The following is a 14,724-nucleotide window of genomic DNA, read 5'->3' as shown; positions in this document are numbered from 1 at the left end:
CGGTAAGGGTCAACTATTTTATTTCATTTTTTCTATCAGGGAAGTGGTGGAATAACCTTCCACGAAATCCAGGGTAACTATTTCTCCACCTTTGGCTTTTACTATATCGTAACCTACAATTTCTTCAGGTTTATAGTCTCCGCCTTTTACCAATACGTCCGGTTGAACGAAATCAATCAGATCACGGGGAGTATCCGTATCGAAAAGAATCACTTTATCAACGAATACAAGAGAAGCTAATAATAATGCTCGGGCATTCTCATCGTTTACGGGTCTGGAATCTCCTTTTAATCGTTTTACGGAAGCATCCGTGTTTAACCCGATTACTAACTTAGTTCCCAAGGAAGCTGCTTTGGCCAGGTATTCGATATGTCCTTTGTGGAGAATATCGAAACATCCGTTTGTGAAAACGATCTTATCATCTTTGAATCTCCACAGGCTTAATGTATTTTCAGCTTCTTTCGCCGTGTATGCGATTTTTTTCTCGATAAATGGTAAATAATCCATGATAATGTCAAATAAGTTTATTAGTTGCGGTGTCTGGGAAAACCAATGTAGGTTTGTGTGATTTAGCTTCTTCAAAATCCATGGAAGCGTATGAGATAATGATGATCACGTCACCCACGGCACATTTGCGTGCTGCCGGACCGTTCAGGCAAATAATACCCGAATTGCGTTCTCCTTTGATGATATAGGTATCGAATCTCTCACCATTGTTAATATTCACGATCTGAACTTTTTCGTTTTCGATCATGTTAGCTGCCTCCAACAAAGCTTCGTCAATAGTGATACTGCCCACGTACTGGAGATTGGCATCAGTAACGGTAACTTTATGAAGTTTAGATTTTACTACTTCTATAAACATCTTCGTGTTAGTTTAAAATACAATATTATCAATTAATCGGATTTTACCGGCATAAACCGCTATACATCCAACTTTTACATTGTTTTCATTCCAGTCTTGAATAGTTCTTAGTTCAGTGTCGTCCACGATTTCGAAATATTCAGTTTCCAGGTAAGGGTTTTTATTGATTTCGTCTACTACCCATTTTTTCAATTCTTCCACGTTCATTTTGGAAGTCAAGTGAGTAGCTTCTTCGAGCACTTTGTGAATGTGCGGGGCATTTTTCCTGTATTCCGGTTCCAGTAAAGTATTTCTGGAACTCATGGCTAGCCCGTCTTTTTCCCGGATGATAGGGCATGAAACAATTTCCAGATCATAATGTAATTGTTTCACCATATTTTTGATCACCGCGATTTGCTGGAAATCCTTCATCCCAAAATATGCCCGGTGTGGTTGTACGATGTCAAATAACTTGCTTACGATTTGTCCCACGCCGTTAAAGTGTCCCGGGCGTTTTGCCCCTTCCATGACGCTTTCCACGTACCCGAAGTTAAATACACGTGTATCTTCTTCCGGATACATCTCTTCCACGCTGGGAGCGAACACGTAGTCACATCCGTTTTTTTCCAGTAAAGCTACATCTTTATCCAGCGTACGGGGATAGCGTTTCAGATCTTCTTTATCATTAAACTGTGTCGGGTTCACGAACACGCTGACCACGGCAATATCATTTCCTTTTTTACATGCTTTCACGAGGGACATGTGACCTTCATGAAGTGCACCCATTGTTGGCACTAAACCCACCGTTTTCCCTTCACTTTTCAACTTCTCGATAACGGTGCTTAATTCCGTTTTCTTAGTTATAATATTCATGCTTATATTCTTGAAAATACGGGGTGCAAGTTTACAAACTATTTTCGATATAATGCAAAATTGAAAGTTGAAAATTCAAAATGATTATTTAAATAGTGAATGAATATTAACGTGTATAGACGATAGAGCATCCAGCAATTCGTTATGGGTAACGCCTTCCCGCATGACAATCAGAACCGTATCGTCTCCACCGATAGTTCCCAGTACTTCAAAATAGTTCTCATTATCAATCAGAACGGTCACTGCTTTGGCATACCCGGGAAGAGTTTTCATCACGGCAATATTCCCTGAAAAATCGATGCTTGAAATGGAGTCTGTCACGATAGCAGAGGCTTTTTCGTCGGTTTGTTCATTCTGGATGCTGTCCGGGATAATATATATGTAACCTTTATCTTTATGAGGTATTTTAGCTACTCTCATGAATTTAAGATCGCGTGATAACGTACTTTGTGTTGCTTCCACGTTTAACTCTTTCAGTCTGAATAATAATTCTTCCTGCGAGCAGATCTGTTCATTCTCAATAAGCTTTCGAATGGCCAACAGGCGTTTCGTTTTATTTCTCATAGGTGTTTATTATTACGCCTCACAAAGTTAGGGAAATTTGTTTTATATTCAATACGATGAAATAAAATAAAGAAAGAGAAGGTATTCCGGGATTGTAATCTTAAAAATATTTATTTTCATAAATATGCTTTGCAAATTCATATATTCGTCATATTTTTGCATAAAATTTAATTTATAGTTGATTGATTGAATAAATATGCATGAATTAAAGAAAGCCCGTCTAGTTTTAGAAGACGGGACAGTTTATGAGGGAACTTCCTTTGGTTACGAGAAATCGGTGTCCGGGGAAGTTGTTTTTTATACGGCAATGACCGGTTACCCGGAAAGTTTGACAGATCCTTCTTATAAAGGACAAATTCTGGTTCCGACTTATCCCATGATTGGAAATTACGGGGTCCCGGTTGATGACGAGCGAGATGGGATATCCAAGTTCTTCGAGTCGGATAAGATTCATTGTAAGGCTTTGGTCATTTCGGATTACTCTTCCCGGTATAGTCATTGGAATTCACAAAAAAGTCTCGGAGATTGGTTAAAAGAACAACAGATTCCGGGGCTTTTTGGTATTGATACGCGGGCATTAACCCAAAAACTGAGAGATCATGGAGCGATGTTGGGTAAGATACTGTTTGACGATGAGGAGGTACCTTTTTATGATCCCAATAAAGATAATATTGTTGCCGAGGTTTCCACGAAAAAGATCATGGAATACGGGAACGGAAAGTATAAAGTGGTTCTGGTGGATTGTGGGGTAAAAAATAATATACTACGCTGCTTGTTAAAGCGGGATGTTACCGTAAAACGAGTTCCATGGAATTATGATTTCACGAAGGAGAAATTTGATGGAATCTTTCTTTCGAACGGTCCGGGAGATCCCGCTCGTTGCGAGGAAACTATAGAGCATATTCGGAAAGCGCTGAAAGGTAATACCCCTATCATGGGTATTTGTTTGGGAAATCAACTCATGGCACGGGCTGCCGGAGCTTCCACCTATAAATTGAAATACGGTCATCGAAGTCACAATCAGCCGGTGATGAATCCCGGCGGAACTCGTTGTTATATAACTTCTCAGAATCATGGATTCGCGATAGATGAAACAACACTTCCGTCAGATTGGGAACCGCTATTTGTAAACGTGAATGATGGCACGAACGAGGGTATTCGGCACAAGAAAAAACCTTTTTTCTCGGCTCAATTTCACCCGGAAGCATCGAGTGGTCCCGTGGATACGGAGTTCCTTTTTGATGATTTTATTAAGGCAATGGAAGCATCAAAAAAGTAATTGAAAATTGAAACAAAATTGAAAATTAGAATGAACATAACAAAAGTATTGCTTCTAGGATCGGGAGCGTTGAAGATTGGTGAAGCCGGAGAGTTTGATTATTCCGGATCGCAGGCTTTGAAAGCACTTCGGGAGGAAGGGATTTACAGCGTGTTGATAAATCCGAATATAGCCACGGTGCAGACATCGGAAGGAGTGGCCGACAAGATATATTATTTACCCGTGACTCCGGAATTTGTGGAACAAGTGATTGAAAAGGAACGTCCGGATGGTATTCTTCTCTCTTTCGGGGGACAGACTGCATTGAATTGTGGGGTAGCTCTTTATAAATCGGGTGTTTTGGAAAAATATAACGTGCAAGTACTTGGAACACCCGTGCAAGCCATTATAGACACGGAAGATCGGGAAATCTTTGCCGGAAAACTAGCGGAAATTAACGTGAAAACACCTAGGAGTATTGCTGCCAGCAACATGGAAGAAGCATTTGCCGCTGTGGATAAACTAGGTTTTCCGATAATTGTCCGGGCTGCTTACACGCTAGGGGGATTAGGTTCCGGTTTTTGTTCCAACAAGGAGGAATTAGAACGATTGGCTGCCAGTGCCTTTTCTTATTCTCCTCAGGTTTTGATAGAGGAATCTTTGAAAGGATGGAAAGAAGTAGAATATGAAGTGGTGCGTGATAAATACGATAACTGTATCACGGTTTGTAACATGGAAAACTTCGATCCGCTGGGTATTCATACCGGAGAGAGTATCGTGGTGGCTCCATCGCAGACTTTAAGTAATAGCGAATACCATAAATTGAGATCGATAGCTATAAAAATAATCCGGCATATAGGCATCGTGGGTGAATGTAACGTGCAATATGCCCTGGACCCGAATTCGGAAGATTACCGGGTGATAGAGGTGAATGCTCGTCTTTCGCGGTCTAGTGCTTTGGCATCCAAGGCAACCGGGTATCCTTTGGCCTTTGTTGCTGCAAAATTGGGAATGGGATACGGGTTACACGAAATTAAAAACTCGGTAACTAAAGTCACCACGGCCTGTTTTGAGCCCGCGTTGGATTACGTGGTTTGTAAAATACCTCGTTGGGATTTGAATAAATTCGAGGGAGTTTCCAAAGTGATCGGTTCTTCCATGAAGAGCGTGGGAGAAATCATGGCTATCGGGCGATCTTTCGAAGAGGCAATCCAAAAAGGCATCCGGATGATCGGGCAGGGAATGCATGGTTTTGTCGGTAATGTACTGAAAACGAAAGATATTGATGAAGAGTTGGTGAACCCGACAGATTCACGGATATTTGCTATTGCCGGGGCTTTTGACAAGGGATATAGCGTGGAGAAAATTCATGAATTGACAAAAATCGATCATTGGTTTTTGCAACGTTTGGAAAACATTCACTTGCTGAAGGAGGAATTAAGCAAGTTTGATAAGGAAACAGACATTAGCGAATGCTTGTTGAGAAAGGCAAAGCAATATGGTTTCTCTGATTTCCAGATCGGGCGGTTGACCGTGAAAAATACCTCGTTATCCCATCACGAGAAAATGTTGAGAGTTCGTGAATACAGGAAGAAATTGGGCATATTACCCTGCGTGAAACAGATTGACACGCTGGCAGGTGAGTATCCGGCAATGACAAATTACCTGTATATCACTTACAATGGAACAGAAAATGACGTGAAATACGAGCATGACAAACGCTCCGTGATTGTGTTGGGCTCCGGGGCTTATCGTATCGGTAGTAGCGTGGAATTTGATTGGTGTGGTGTGAGCGCTTTGAATACGATTCGGAAAGCCGGGTATCGTTCGGTGATGATTAACTATAACCCGGAGACTGTCAGCACGGATTACGATACTTGTGATCGTCTCTATTTTGACGAGTTGTCATTTGAGCGGGTGATGGATATTGTCGAATTGGAAGAACCGAAAGGGGTGATTGTTTCCACGGGTGGTCAGATTCCGAATAATTTGGCTATGCGATTGTATGGTCAGCATGTGAATATTCTGGGAACTTCTCCCGAATCCATTGATCGGGCGGAGGACCGTCAGAAATTCTCAACCATGTGTGACGAATTGGGTATCGACCAGCCTCGATGGAGCGAATTAACGAGTATAGAGGACATTTATCATTTCGTGGATAAAGTGGGTTTCCCCGTGTTGATTCGTCCTTCTTACGTGCTTTCCGGGGCTGCTATGAACGTGGTGTCGAATAAGGATGAATTATTGCATTTCTTGGAGTTGGCGGCAGAGGTGTCGAAAGATCATCCTGTCGTGGTATCCGAGTTTATCGAACAAGCGAAAGAGGTGGAAATTGATGCCGTAGCACAGGAGGGCGAGGTGAAGGCTTATGCTATCAGTGAACATGTTGAATTTGCCGGCGTACATTCCGGTGATGCGACCATCGTTTTCCCGGCACAGAAACTTTACGTGGAGACAATCCGTCGAATCAAAAAGATTGCCCGCTCTATCGCTAAAGAACTGAACATATCCGGTCCGTTCAATATGCAGTTTTTGGCAAAGGACAATGATATCAAGGTCATCGAGTGTAATTTGCGAGCGTCGAGGAGTTTTCCCTTCGTGTCGAAAGTACTGAAATATAACTTTATCGATATGGCCACCCGGATCATGTTGGGAGAGAAGGTGGAAACCTTGAATAAATCGGTATTCGATTTGGATTACGTGGGAGTGAAGGCTTCACAGTTCTCCTTTGCCCGGCTTTTGAAAGCCGATCCCGTGTTGGGTGTGGATATGGCATCCACGGGAGAAGTCGGCTGTATCGGGGAGAATTATTACGAGGCAATATTGAAAAGTATGCTTTCTGTCGGGCATCGTATTCCGAAGAAGGATATCCTGATCTCTTCCGGTCCGACCCGCTCCAAAGTGGAGTTGCTGAACTCTACCCGGATGCTGATAGAAAAAGGATATACTATTTATAGTACGGCAGGAACGGCTAAATTTTTTAAAGAGAATGGAATTGATACACAAATTCTTTACTGGCCGGATGAAGATAAGGAGCCGAATATCATGGAATATTTGCATGACCGGAAGATAGACCTGGTTATCAATATTCCGAAAAATCACACGAAACGGGAGCTGGATAACGGTTATAAAATTCGTCGCGCTGCCGTGGATTACAACATCCCGTTGATCACGAATGCCCGTTTGGCCAGTGCCTTTATCTATGCTATTTGCAAGGTCGATCCTGCCGAGATAGCGATTAAGAGTTGGGATGAATACTAGGAAGATAAAAGCTAAAAACTGCTGGATTAATTCAGCAGTTTTTTATATTTTGCAGAATGTAACCAGCAATAATTGAATAAAACTGCAAGTTACAACTTGCAGTTTTGTGATGTAATAATTATTTTTTGGGTATTTGGCCTTAAATAGCTAGTTTTGTAGTAATCATTATTACAAAAATAGATATCTATGAAGAGTAAGAAATTGAAAAGAATTCTATATGTTTTTGCGGTTTTAATCATGTTGATATTGGGGATTGTCGTGTGGATGCAATCATCCGGTGGAGTTGTTGAAGAACAGACGTTTACTATTAATAATAAGCAATTAGCCACTTTTGTCTATAACACGAAAACAGAAACACCTCAAAGGTTGCATATCACGGTGAAAGGTACCTTGGATTGTGATGCTATTTTGACGATAAGAGAGGACGGTGAAACTAGCGGGATTCGTTCCCGTCGTTCGTTTCCTTTAAAAGCAGGAGAACTGAAAGATCGGGATTTCCAGACCATGTGGACTCATACCGGGATGATCATAGAATTCAAGACGGATGGATGCACTGTTAATGATGTAAAAGTGAAAATAGAGGTGTTAGAGTAAGCATGATCATTTTTGTGGAAGTTGAGTCTGCGGTTTCTATATTGTGGATGCACGTGTTGAGCTTCTGAAATTTATTTTCTAACTTTGTATTCTAATACAAGAAAAATGAGTAACACATTGTATCCTATCGGTATTCAAAATTTCGAGAAATTGCGTAAAAGTGGTTACTTATATGTTGACAAGACGGAATTGATTTATCGTTTAGTCAAGAGGGGAAGTTATTACTTTTTAAGTCGTCCGCGTCGCTTCGGGAAGAGTTTACTAATCTCGACGCTTGAAGCTTATTTCCAAGGAAAACGAGAGCTATTTCAAGGACTTGCCATGGAAGAATTGGAGAAGGAGTGGGTACAACATCCTATTTTCCATCTTGATTTAAATATTGAGAAATATGATTCGATGGAGAGTTTGGGGAATATTCTCAATGATAATTTGACCCGATGGGAAAATGTGTACGGACGGGAAACCTCGGAAGTCTCGTTTCCGTTGCGATTCGCTGGGGTTATTCGCCGAGCTCACGAGCAAACAGGACAACGGGTGGTGATTCTTGTTGATGAGTATGATAAGCCGATGTTGCAGGCAATTAATAACGAGGAGTTGCAACAGGAGTTTCGTAATACGTTAAAACCGTTTTATGGGGTTTTGAAAACCATGGATGGGGATATTAAGTTTGCCTTGTTGACAGGGGTTACTAAGTTTGGGAAAGTTAGTGTATTTAGTGACCTTAATAATTTGAATGATATATCCATGGATAACCGTTATGTTGCTTTGTGCGGGATGACCGGGGAAGAAATTCATCGTTATTTCGAGGCTGATTTGCGTGAATTGGCTTCTGCCCAAAAAATGACATATCAGGAAACGTGTGATCGACTAAAAGAGTCATACGACGGGTATCATTTTGTGGAAAACTCCGAGGGAATTTATAATCCGTTCAGCGTGTTGAACACGTTTGACAAAATGAAATTCGGTAGTTACTGGTTTGAAACAGGTACTCCGACTTATCTGGTTGATTTACTGAAACGGAACCATTATAACCTTGAACAGATGGCTCGCGAGGAGACTAATTCAGATGTGTTGAACAGTATTTATGCAGACGAAAGTCCGATTCCAGTGATATATCAGAGTGGGTATCTTACGATAAAAGATTATGATTCCCGTTTTGAAAATTATACTCTAGGTTTCCCTAACCGGGAAGTGGAGGAAGGTTTTATCAAATTTTTGATGCCTTTTTACACGAGAGTGAACAAAGTCGAATCACCTTTCGAGATACAGCAGTTTACTCAAGAGATTGAATCCGGTAAACCGGATGCTTTCTTACGTCGTTTGCAAAGTTTTTTTGCCGATACGCCTTACGAATTAATACGAGAATTGGAGATACATTACCAGAACGTGCTTTTCATTGTTTTCCGTTTGGTGGGTTTTTACGTGAAGGTAGAGTATCATACGTCGGAGGGAAGGGTTGATTTGGTGTTGCAAACGGATCGTTATATTTACGTGATAGAATTTAAGTTGGAAGGGACAGCAGAAGAGGCTTTGCGACAGATTGAGGAGAAACATTATGCTCGTCCGTTTGAAGCGGATCCCCGGCAATTATTTAAGATCGGGATTAATTTTGACAACAAAACTCGAAATATTGAGAAGTGGATTGTGGAATAAAATATGTAATAAATTATAATCAACAGAATGCAGATGTTTAAAAGATATTGGAAAGATTTTGCCATTTTTTGGGGGCTGTTTATTGTTTTTGTTGCGGGAGTGTTTTTCTTTTTCTACCTCGTTTCGGCAGGTAAACTAGGTTTTATGCCTACATTCGAGGAGTTGGAGAACCCCAACAATAATTTTGCCACGGAGATTTATTCCGAGGATGGAAAGATTTTAGGAAAGTATTTCGAGGGGAGTGAAAACCGTCGATATATGGATTACAAGGATATACCTCAAAGTGTGATCGATGCGTTGATTGCCACGGAGGACGTACGTTTCTATGATCATAGCGGTATTGACGTGCGAGGTTTGTTTCGGGTAGCACAGGGAATGTTGACCGGAAATTCTTCTGCCGGAGGTGGTAGTACGATCACGCAACAGTTGGCGAAAATGTTGTTCCCGCGGGAGGCAAACCAGAACTTTTTGGAGTTGGCCGTGCGTAAATTCCGCGAGTGGGTGATTGCGGTGAAGTTGGAGAAGAGCTACACGAAGGAAGAGATTATCACGATGTATCTCAATAAGTTTGACTTTTTGAATTTGGCCGTCGGTATTAACTCTGCCGCTAATATTTATTTCTCGACAACACCCGATTCTTTGAAAGTGGAACAGGCTGCCATGTTGGTGGGGATGGCCAAGAATCCTTCGCTTTTTAACTCGGTTCGGAGACCTGATAAGACGTTGGGACGCCGGAATGTGGTGTTGGGACAGATGTTGAAATATGACAAGATTTCACAGGCGGAGTTTGATTCGTTGAAGGTTTTGCCTTTGGGATTGGATTTCCATAAAGAGGATCATAAAGAAGGAATTGCAACCTATTTTCGGGAGTATTTGCGATTATACATGACGGCATCCAAGCCGGTTAAAAAGAATTACAGCAAGTGGAATAAGGACCAGTATGCAGTAGATTCCTTGGCTTGGGAAACGAATCCGCTGTACGGATGGTGTAACAAAAATCTGAAATCAGACGGTTCGCATTATAATATTTACACGGACGGGTTAAAGATTTACACGACGTTGGATTCCCGAATGCAGAAATACGCGGAAGAGGCCGTGACAGAACATCTGGGAGGAACGTTGCAGCCGGCGTTTATGGCTGAGAGAAGTAGAAAGGCTCATCCGCCTTTTTCGAATGATTTGACGGTTTCCGAAATCAATGATATTTTGAATACTTCTATTCGTCGTACTGAACGTTACCGTTCAATGAGTAGTGCAGGTAAAAGTTTCCAAGAGATAAAAAAATCTTTTGATAAAGCGATCCCGATGTCTGTTTTCACGTGGAAAGGAGTACGGGATACCGTGATGAGTCCGTTGGATTCATTGAAGCATTACAAGTCTTTCTTCCGGGCGGGATTCATGGCGATGGAACCTGCTTCAGGAAAGATCAAGGCATACGTGGGCGGTCCGGATTATCGTTATTTCCAGTATGATATGGTGAGTACCGGGAAGCGGCAGATCGGTTCTACAATCAAGCCGATTCTTTATACGTTGGCCATGCAAGAAGGGTTAGGACCTTGTGATCAGGTATTGAACGTGCAACAGACGTTTGTATTGCCTGATGGAACGACTTGGACTCCTCGTAATTCCACGGACAAACGGGAAGGTGAGATGGTGACTTTGAAATGGGGGTTGGCAAATTCGGTAAATAATATTTCCGGCTGGGTATTGAAACAATTTACCCCGGAGGCGGTTGTGCAAATGGCTCATCGAATGGGTATCACGAGTTTTATAGACCCGGTTCCCGCGATCTTCTTGGGTTCTTCCGAGGTTTCCGTGAAAGAGATGGTCGGAGCGTTCTCGATATACGCGAACAAGGGGGTGTACAATGCTCCCATGATGGTGACAAAAATAGAGGACAAGTATGGTAACGTGCTGGCGAATTTCTACCCGGAATCTCGAGAGGTGATTACTGAAAACACGGCTTTCTTGATGGCGAATCTGTTGCAGGGAGTTGTGGATGAGGGAACGGGACGTCGTTTGCGTTTCCGATATGGTTTTAAAAATCAGATCGGGGGAAAGACCGGAACGACGCAGAACCACTCTGACGGTTGGTTTATCGGGATCACACCTGATCTTGCCGGAGGAGTTTGGGTCGGAGCGGAAGACCGTTCTATCCATTTCCAAAATTTGGCGAATGGACAGGGAGCCAGTATGGCACTTCCAATTTGGGCTTTGTTTATGCAGAAAGTTTACGCGGATAAATCCCTTGCCGTTCCACAAAGGGATTTTCAAAAGCCGAACGGGGTGAACCATGTGCTTGATTGTGGAGATGCGGATAGAGAGGGAATGACGGATTATGACTCTTCGGATGAAATCTTTGATTAATTGAAAATTGAATGGCTAAGACAAAAACCGTGTACGTTTGTCAGAATTGTGGGGCAAAGGAGTCCAAATGGGTAGGTAAATGCTCTACTTGTGGGGAGTGGAATAGTTTTGTGGAAGAGGTGGAGGTTTCTACAAAGGGAAACCGGGTGGCCTCTATCGTGGGAGCGAGTTCTTCACGGCCTTTGAAATTGTCGGAGGTGAAGGCGAATGCCGATGAGCGAATGGATACCGGTGATGGAGAATTGAACCGGGTGCTGGGAGGTGGAATCGTGCCGGGTTCCATGATTTTGCTGGGGGGAGAGCCGGGTATCGGTAAATCAACGCTGGTATTGCAATTTGCCCTGCATAATCGATGTGGAAAGGTTTTATACGTCTCGGGAGAAGAGAGTGTGTCACAAATTAAGATGCGAGCGCAACGGTTGGGAGCGGAGAATGACGATTGTTTGTTCCTTTCGGGAAATTCGTTGGAAACGGTACTGGAACATTCCCGTGCGCTTGAACCGAAATTATTAATTATTGATTCTATACAGACGCTGGCAACAGAGAGCGTGGATGCTATTCCGGGGAGTTTATCACAGATCCGGGAGTGTACCAACGTGTTGCTGCGTTACTCGAAAGAAAATACGATCACGACAATCCTGATCGGGCATATCACGAAAGACGGTCAATTGGCCGGTCCGAAGATTCTGGAACACATGGTAGATACTGTTCTGCAATTTGAAGGGGATCAGCAACACATGTACAGAATCCTACGGTCCATGAAGAACCGTTTTGGTTCGACTTCCGAGATCGGTATCTACGAGATGTTACAATCCGGATTGCGGCAGGTGGCTAATCCTTCCGAGTTATTGTTGTCCAATCATGCTCAGGACTTGAGCGGGGTTGCTGTTTCTGCCACCATGGAAGGCGTTAGAACGATTTTATTGGAAGTACAGGCGTTGGTTAGCACGGCGGCTTACGGGACGCCCCAGCGGTCTGCAACGGGCTTTGACACGCGACGATTGAATATGTTGCTTGCCGTGTTGGAAAAACGGGTAGGTTTCCGGTTGGCCGCAAAGGATGTGTTCTTGAATATTGCCGGAGGAATACGGGTGAGTGATCCGGCTCTGGACTTAGGAGTTGTGATGGCGGTTCTTTCTTCGAATATAGACGCCCCGATACCCACGAATACCGTGTTTGCCGGTGAAGTTGGTTTGTCGGGAGAGATTCGTGCCGTGAGTCGTATCGAGCAGCGGGTACTGGAGGCTGAAAAACTCGGTTTCCAGCAAATATTTGTTCCGGCGGGAAACAAGAAAGCGTTGACAAAAGTCCCTGCACGTATAAAAGTAAGATTCGTTTCCCGGGTGGGAGATATTTGTCGGGAGTTGTTTAGCTAAATCGTTTTATATGACTCGTGATTTGTCCGGGTACACGTTAAAATTCTGCCCTATAATCCCGGGCAATAAAGTATTCCCGCAATTTGCGGATGGCTCCGTATTTGAGAGTACGTACCGTGTTGACGGAAACGGCGAGGATTTCTGCTATCTCTTTCACGTTATTTCCGGCAAGAGTGAGAAGAATAATGCGTTCACTTTGAGGGGGAAGCTGTTGGATGGCATGGATTAATATTTGATTGGCTTCTTCCTCTATGATTTTATCCAGAATGTCGGAATCATCCTGTTCGCCCGGGTATATTTGTTTGTAACGATCGTTTTCCCGTTTAATGCTCCGGATGTAGTTGAGGGATTCGTTTCTTGTCATGATGAACAAGAAATTTTCCACGGATTCGAGGGTTCTGTATTGTTTCCGATTCTCCCAAAATTTGACAATCACATCCTGTGCGATGTCTTGAGCGATGTCGAAAGAGCCGACAAACTTCAAGGCGATCGTGCAGATCGTTGTGTAGTGTCGTTGTATAAATTGTTCTAATTCAACAGAGTTATTCATCGATTAGTGTGTATTGAATGTCAATATGCTTACAAGTTCGATAAATCATTGCAATTATAGTTATTTTTTTCGTTCCAAATAAATTTTGAAAAAAAATCATGTTTTCGTTCATACAAATCGGATACCCTTGGTGTCTTTAAGAAAATGACGATAAGAATGGACTATAATCAGGAAAAAATAATAGCAGAAATCATTTTAAAAATCCGATTCGGGACAGCGACGGAGGATGAGAAGCAACAGGTGGAAAATTGGGTTGCTGAAAAAGAGGAACATCGCCTCCTGTACGAGAAGATTGTTTCAGGGAAAAGTATCGCGGAATATTTGAAGAAAGAGGGGGATGTGAAAGCGGTTACTGATATAAAGGCGGTGTCGGCTCGGGTGCGGGAACGGATTCAGGAGAAGGAAATGGGAAAACGGCGTGTGCTTCGGAAATGGTATGCGGTAACCGGGGCTGCCTGTCTGATCGGTATCATTTTAGGCGGGGTCTTTTTGAACCATGAGGATCGGGAGTCCGTTGCTTTGGTGGAGAATAATCCGGAACAAGTTGTAAATGAAAAAGTAATGCTGGTACTTTCGGACGGGCAGACGATAGGGCTTGCTCACCAGGGCACCGATAGCATATATATCGGGCAGGCCACGATTATAAAGAAGGAGAATCAGTTGGCTTACCAGAGGAGACAGGACACACTGGGAACACGTGTCGAGGAGGAGCGGAACCGGATTATCACGACTGTCGGGGGGATTATTGCTTTATTCTGAGCGATGGAACCAAAGTGTGGTTGAATGCCGAATCCGAGTTGGATTTTCCGGTAGATTTTGTTGGGAAGGAGCGGGTGGTAAGACTAAAGGGAGAAGCGTACTTTGAGGTAAAACCGGATGCGGCACATCCTTTTATCGTGGAGACGAGAGGCGTGCGAACCCGGGTATTGGGTACTTCATTTAATATAAAGGCATACGATAATGAAGAAAGTATATTTACAACCCTGTTGACCGGAAAAGTAAAAGTGTCTGCTATCGGTGAAGAGAATGAATCCGTGGTGTTGACACCCGGGATGCAGAGCGAATGGCAGGAGAATGGGCAAAAGATGAGCGTGAAGAAAGTGAATGCCGAGAATTTTACTGCTTGGCGGCAAGGAGCCTTTATGTTTGATAATGAAAATATCATGGTGGTAACCCGTGTATTGGAAAGATGGTATGGATTGAAATTTATTTATAACGAGAATGTTCATGAGCATACTTTTAGTGGTCGTTTGAGTAAGGATGAGCCTTTGGAGTCAATATTGGAAACATTGACATTCACGGGTGGACCTCAATTTAAAATAGAGAAAGATGTAGTGTATATTATTGAGAAAAAGTAGGAAAACAAAAATGGAGAAGTTTCGCG

13 protein-coding genes are annotated in these 14,724 nt (G+C 42.8%); 8 read left to right on the top strand and 5 right to left on the bottom strand.

Annotation, left to right across the window (positions count from 1 at the left end; translation table 11 throughout):
- Positions 1-18: 18 nt before the first annotated feature.
- The 4 genes from rfaE2 to D8S85_RS12955 form a co-directional block, all read right to left on the bottom strand.
- Positions 19-507, bottom strand: a complete 489-nt coding sequence (gene rfaE2, locus D8S85_RS12970) for a D-glycero-beta-D-manno-heptose 1-phosphate adenylyltransferase (protein WP_106481036.1) — start codon at positions 505-507, stop codon at positions 19-21.
- A 7-nt stretch (positions 508-514) separates the two neighbouring features.
- The gene (gene panD, locus D8S85_RS12965) at positions 515-865 is read right to left on the bottom strand and encodes an aspartate 1-decarboxylase (protein WP_027202130.1); all 351 of its coding nucleotides are present in this window, start codon (positions 863-865) and stop codon (positions 515-517) included.
- Positions 866-877: 12 nt separating this feature from the next.
- Positions 878-1,717, bottom strand: coding sequence for a pantoate--beta-alanine ligase (gene panC / locus D8S85_RS12960; protein ID WP_106481035.1), 840 nt, complete (start codon positions 1,715-1,717; stop codon positions 878-880).
- 84 nt (positions 1,718-1,801) lie between these two features.
- Complete coding sequence (locus D8S85_RS12955; RefSeq protein WP_106481034.1) at positions 1,802-2,281, bottom strand: arginine repressor; 480 nt, start codon at positions 2,279-2,281, stop codon at positions 1,802-1,804.
- Between the two features lie 196 nt (positions 2,282-2,477).
- Here D8S85_RS12955 and carA point away from each other — a divergent pair, with 196 nt between their 5' ends.
- The 6 genes from carA (at position 2,478) to radA (ending at position 12,790) form a co-directional block, all read left to right on the top strand.
- Positions 2,478-3,560, top strand: coding sequence for a glutamine-hydrolyzing carbamoyl-phosphate synthase small subunit (gene carA / locus D8S85_RS12950; RefSeq protein WP_106481033.1), 1,083 nt, complete (start codon positions 2,478-2,480; stop codon positions 3,558-3,560).
- 24 nt (positions 3,561-3,584) lie between these two features.
- Positions 3,585-6,800, top strand: coding sequence for a carbamoyl-phosphate synthase (glutamine-hydrolyzing) large subunit (gene carB / locus D8S85_RS12945; protein WP_106625095.1), 3,216 nt, complete (start codon positions 3,585-3,587; stop codon positions 6,798-6,800).
- A gap of 186 nt (positions 6,801-6,986) precedes the next feature.
- Positions 6,987-7,394, top strand: a complete 408-nt coding sequence (locus D8S85_RS12940; protein WP_106481032.1) for a hypothetical protein — start codon at positions 6,987-6,989, stop codon at positions 7,392-7,394.
- Positions 7,395-7,499: 105 nt separating this feature from the next.
- Positions 7,500-9,047: an ATP-binding protein gene (locus tag D8S85_RS12935; protein ID WP_106481031.1), complete on the top strand. Its 1,548-nt coding sequence runs from the start codon at positions 7,500-7,502 to the stop codon at positions 9,045-9,047.
- A 33-nt stretch (positions 9,048-9,080) separates the two neighbouring features.
- Positions 9,081-11,414 (top strand): transglycosylase domain-containing protein, encoded by a 2,334-nt coding sequence (locus tag D8S85_RS12930; protein WP_172726515.1) that lies wholly within the window; start codon positions 9,081-9,083, stop codon positions 11,412-11,414.
- Between the two features lie 11 nt (positions 11,415-11,425).
- The gene (radA, locus tag D8S85_RS12925; RefSeq protein ID WP_106481029.1) at positions 11,426-12,790 is read left to right on the top strand and encodes a DNA repair protein RadA; all 1,365 of its coding nucleotides are present in this window, start codon (positions 11,426-11,428) and stop codon (positions 12,788-12,790) included.
- 37 nt (positions 12,791-12,827) lie between these two features.
- Here radA and D8S85_RS12920 read toward each other — a convergent pair whose 3' ends face one another.
- Positions 12,828-13,340 carry an RNA polymerase sigma factor gene (locus D8S85_RS12920; protein ID WP_106481028.1) on the bottom strand — a complete coding sequence of 171 codons (513 nt, stop codon included), beginning with the start codon at positions 13,338-13,340 and terminating at the stop codon, positions 12,828-12,830.
- 156 nt (positions 13,341-13,496) lie between these two features.
- Here D8S85_RS12920 and D8S85_RS12915 point away from each other — a divergent pair, with 156 nt between their 5' ends.
- Complete coding sequence (locus D8S85_RS12915) at positions 13,497-14,099, top strand: hypothetical protein (protein ID WP_127075196.1); 603 nt, start codon at positions 13,497-13,499, stop codon at positions 14,097-14,099.
- A gap of 14 nt (positions 14,100-14,113) precedes the next feature.
- Positions 14,114-14,698, top strand: a complete 585-nt coding sequence (locus D8S85_RS12910; protein ID WP_127075194.1) for a FecR family protein — start codon at positions 14,114-14,116, stop codon at positions 14,696-14,698.
- The last annotated feature ends 26 nt before the right edge of the window (positions 14,699-14,724 follow it).

The sequence above is a fragment of the Butyricimonas faecalis genome, assembly GCF_003991565.1.
GTDB lineage: Bacteria > Bacteroidota > Bacteroidia > Bacteroidales > Marinifilaceae > Butyricimonas > Butyricimonas faecalis.
Note: the sequence above shows the minus strand (reverse complement) of the source record. Positions and strands in the feature narration are given on the sequence as shown.

Excerpts from the sequence above, each read along its gene's own strand:
- rfaE2 (WP_106481036.1), bottom strand. The coding sequence starts at position 507 with ATGGATTATTTACCATTTATCGAGAAAAAAATCGCATACACGGCGAAA.
- panD (WP_027202130.1), bottom strand. The coding sequence starts at position 865 with ATGTTTATAGAAGTAGTAAAATCTAAACTTCATAAAGTTACCGTTACT.
- panC (WP_106481035.1), bottom strand. The coding sequence starts at position 1,717 with ATGAATATTATAACTAAGAAAACGGAATTAAGCACCGTTATCGAGAAG.
- D8S85_RS12955 (WP_106481034.1), bottom strand. The coding sequence starts at position 2,281 with ATGAGAAATAAAACGAAACGCCTGTTGGCCATTCGAAAGCTTATTGAG.
- carA (WP_106481033.1), top strand. The coding sequence starts at position 2,478 with ATGCATGAATTAAAGAAAGCCCGTCTAGTTTTAGAAGACGGGACAGTT.
- D8S85_RS12940 (WP_106481032.1), top strand. The coding sequence starts at position 6,987 with ATGAAGAGTAAGAAATTGAAAAGAATTCTATATGTTTTTGCGGTTTTA.
- D8S85_RS12935 (WP_106481031.1), top strand. The coding sequence starts at position 7,500 with ATGAGTAACACATTGTATCCTATCGGTATTCAAAATTTCGAGAAATTG.
- D8S85_RS12930 (WP_172726515.1), top strand. The coding sequence starts at position 9,081 with ATGTTTAAAAGATATTGGAAAGATTTTGCCATTTTTTGGGGGCTGTTT.
- radA (WP_106481029.1), top strand. The coding sequence starts at position 11,426 with ATGGCTAAGACAAAAACCGTGTACGTTTGTCAGAATTGTGGGGCAAAG.
- D8S85_RS12920 (WP_106481028.1), bottom strand. The coding sequence starts at position 13,340 with ATGAATAACTCTGTTGAATTAGAACAATTTATACAACGACACTACACA.
- D8S85_RS12915 (WP_127075196.1), top strand. The coding sequence starts at position 13,497 with ATGGACTATAATCAGGAAAAAATAATAGCAGAAATCATTTTAAAAATC.